Origin of the sequence: Paraburkholderia madseniana (genome assembly GCF_009690905.1) — a bacterium.
Lineage (GTDB): Bacteria > Pseudomonadota > Gammaproteobacteria > Burkholderiales > Burkholderiaceae > Paraburkholderia > Paraburkholderia madseniana.
In genome coordinates, this window is sequence record NZ_VOSW01000314.1 from 1 (window position 1) to 638 (window position 638).

The 638-nt window shown below is 50.8% G+C and carries 2 tRNA genes and 1 rRNA gene; all 3 read left to right on the plus strand.

The window, feature by feature from the left end:
• Window positions 1-117: ribosomal RNA gene (locus FSO04_RS45985) — 16S ribosomal RNA — on the plus strand; the annotation flags it as partial.
• 77 nt (window positions 118-194) lie between these two features.
• A tRNA-Ile gene (locus FSO04_RS45990) sits at window positions 195-271 on the plus strand.
• 67 nt (window positions 272-338) lie between these two features.
• Window positions 339-414, plus strand: a tRNA-Ala gene (locus tag FSO04_RS45995).
• The last annotated feature ends 224 nt before the right edge of the window (window positions 415-638 follow it).

Genomic DNA, 638 nt, shown 5'->3' on the forward strand with positions numbered 1-638 from the left:
TTACCAGAAGTGGCTAGTCTAACCGCAAGGAGGACGGTCACCACGGTAGGATTCATGACTGGGGTGAAGTCGTAACAAGGTAGCCGTATCGGAAGGTGCGGCTGGATCACCTCCTTTCTCGAGCTAAACGTGTCGAACGTTGAGCGCTCACGCTTATCGGCTGTGAATCAGGACAGTAAGTCAGACAGACTGAGGGGTCTGTAGCTCAGTCGGTTAGAGCACCGTCTTGATAAGGCGGGGGTCGATGGTTCGAATCCATCCAGACCCACCATTGTCTTGTCTGCGATGGCTGCGCTAGTCGATGAACCCCGAAGTGTGGTGATGATCTGTGCATGACTGGGGGATTAGCTCAGCTGGGAGAGCACCTGCTTTGCAAGCAGGGGGTCGTCGGTTCGATCCCGTCATCCTCCACCAATCTTCAATGCCTAGCGTTCGGTTCCGGGTTTCCGGGATTAACTGAGCTTTATGCATTGGCGATTGAGCCAGTCAGAGTGATATGAAGCAGAGCTTTATATCGGCTGTCGTTCTTTAACAATCAGGAAGAAGTAGTAAAGAGATTCACGAAAGCATACTTAGAGATGGGTGTGTGAGTAGGTGAATCAGGGTTGTGATTGTATCAATGTATGAAAAGAGAGATC